1 protein-coding gene is annotated in these 2,137 nt (G+C 64.5%); it reads left to right on the top strand.

Features of this window, described 5'->3' with window-relative positions:
- Window positions 1-584 precede the first annotated feature (584 nt).
- A complete protein-coding gene (ltrA, locus tag G1H10_RS32015) occupies window positions 585-1,970 on the top strand; it encodes a group II intron reverse transcriptase/maturase (RefSeq protein ID WP_163745343.1) in 1,386 nt (461 codons plus the stop codon).
- Window positions 1,971-2,137 lie beyond the last annotated feature (167 nt).

The following is a 2,137-nucleotide window of genomic DNA, read 5'->3' as shown; positions in this document are numbered from 1 at the left end:
CCAGTAGTGATTGGTGGTTGATCAGATGAGTGGTTGACGACTGATTCGTGTGCTCGTCGTCGCTTGCCGGTGAAAGTCCGGTCCGGGTAACCGCCAGGGGGCCCGGTAGCAGGCTGGCGGCCTCGTTTGGTAACGGATGGGGTCGAAGCCCAGCGTCGAACATCCCTGTTGAGGGGGTGTGCAACCGAACGGTCCGTAACGTGAAGTGAAGCCTGCCGCGTCGTTATGACTCCTGCCCGGTGACGGGTGGGGCGAGGGAGTGCCGAGCCCGGAGGAGAAGGGCGAAGGCCATGGAAGCGGTGAAGATCCTGGGAGTGCAGCCGTGAAGGACTCCTCGGCGTAAGGGGCTCGGAACGTTCGGATAGTGACGGCGGGAACTGGAGAGGCCCTGTCCGGCCCGGCCGACTGCGTATTGCGGCTGGAGTGCGGTGACCTATAACCGGTGATGAGCCGGGAAGTGGAAGCCAGCCGGGTGGGCGTCGGAGGTGGCCGTAGTACTGGTTGAGCTGAGCGGACAACATAACCGCCGGTGAGGGAAGGGCCACTACTTCGTCGATGCGTGTTGCTGACAGTGGAGGTGCCCGGTGAGTGCCGATAGTGCTAGTCCCGCCGACCGCGCGGATGTTCTCCCGCGGGATAAGGTGCGTGCCCTGCAACACACGCTGTACCGGACGGCCAAGGCCGATCCCGGGCGACGGTTTCATGCGTTGTGGGACAAGGTTCTGCGCAGGGACGTCCTGTGGCGCGCGTGGGTTGGGGTGCGCGCGAATAACGGCGCTCCCGGTGTTGACCAGACCACCCTGAGCTGGATCGAGCAGGAGTACGGCGTTGATCGGCTCCTGGACGAGCTGGCCAGTGAATTGCGGGAGGGGTCGTATCGGCCGTTGCCGGCGCGGCGGGTGTTCATCCCCAAGCCGGGCACGACCGAGCAGCGTCCGTTGTCGATTCCCGCTGTTCGTGACCGGATCGTGCAAGCCGCGTGCAAGATCGTGCTCGAGCCGATCTTCGAGGCGGACTTCTTGCCGTGCAGTTTCGGGTTCCGCCCGAAACGCTCGGCGCACGACGCCTTGCAAGTCGTCATCGATGAGGCTTTCAAGGGCCGCCGGTGGGTGGTGGAGACCGATATCGCCAACTGTTTCGAGGCGATACCGAAGGAGAGGTTGATACAAGCGGTCGAGGAACGAGTGGTGGACCAGTCGGTGCTGAAACTCCTGCGGGCGATGTTGCGCGCCGGGGTGATGGAGTCCGGCGTGGTGCGGCACTCGGTGACCGGAACCCCGCAAGGGGGAGTGATCAGTCCCGTGATGTGCAACGTGTACCTGCACCGGCTGGACCGTGTGTGGGACACACGCGAGCACGGGGTGCTCATCCGGTACGCCGACGACGCGCTGGTGATGTGCAAGTCCCGGGAACAGGCCGAAGCCGCGCTGGCGCGGTTGCGGCAGGTCATGGCTGAGCTCGGCTTGCAGCTGAAGGAAGCCAAGACCCGCATCATCCACCTGCACGTGGGAGGGGAAGGTTTCGACTTCCTCGGTTTCCACCACCGGTGGGTGCGGTCTCGGGGCATACACGGACGACGCGGGATCGAGTTCCTGGCCCGCTGGCCCAGCGATCGGGCGATGCAACGAGCCCGGGATCGCATCCGTGAGTTGACGGTCCGGTCTCGGCTGCTGCTGCCGGTCGAATGGGTCGTGGGAGACCTGAATAGGTTCCTGCGTGGCTGGGGCGGCTATTTCCGCTACGGCCACTCCGCGATCCGCTTCGAAAAGATCCAGCAGTACGCCATCGATCGGCTGGCACTGTTCATCGGCAAACGCCACAAACGCGGACGCGGCTTCGGCCTGTCCGTCGTGGGCTACCTGTCGCCGAACCGGTGCGGGCTGATCAGCCTGAATGGAACCGTGATCGCACCCAGGGCCAACAAACCCTGGCGGGAGAAACCGAATGCCGCCGGTGAACGGCGTCGGTGAGCCGTGTGCGGGAGAACCGCACGCACGGTTCGACGTGGCGGGAGCTGGAGCGGAACTGACCTGACCAAGGGCACAACGGGACGAACAACCAACCGGGAAACCGGCAACTGATCGACCCTGGGCCCTAACGTCAGACATCATTTCCTCTCCAGTTCCCGACCCGACTC

The sequence above is a fragment of the Phytoactinopolyspora halotolerans genome, assembly GCF_010550675.1.
Taxonomy (GTDB): domain Bacteria; phylum Actinomycetota; class Actinomycetes; order Jiangellales; family Jiangellaceae; genus Phytoactinopolyspora; species Phytoactinopolyspora halotolerans.
This window is presented reverse-complemented; position numbering and strand designations above follow the sequence as displayed.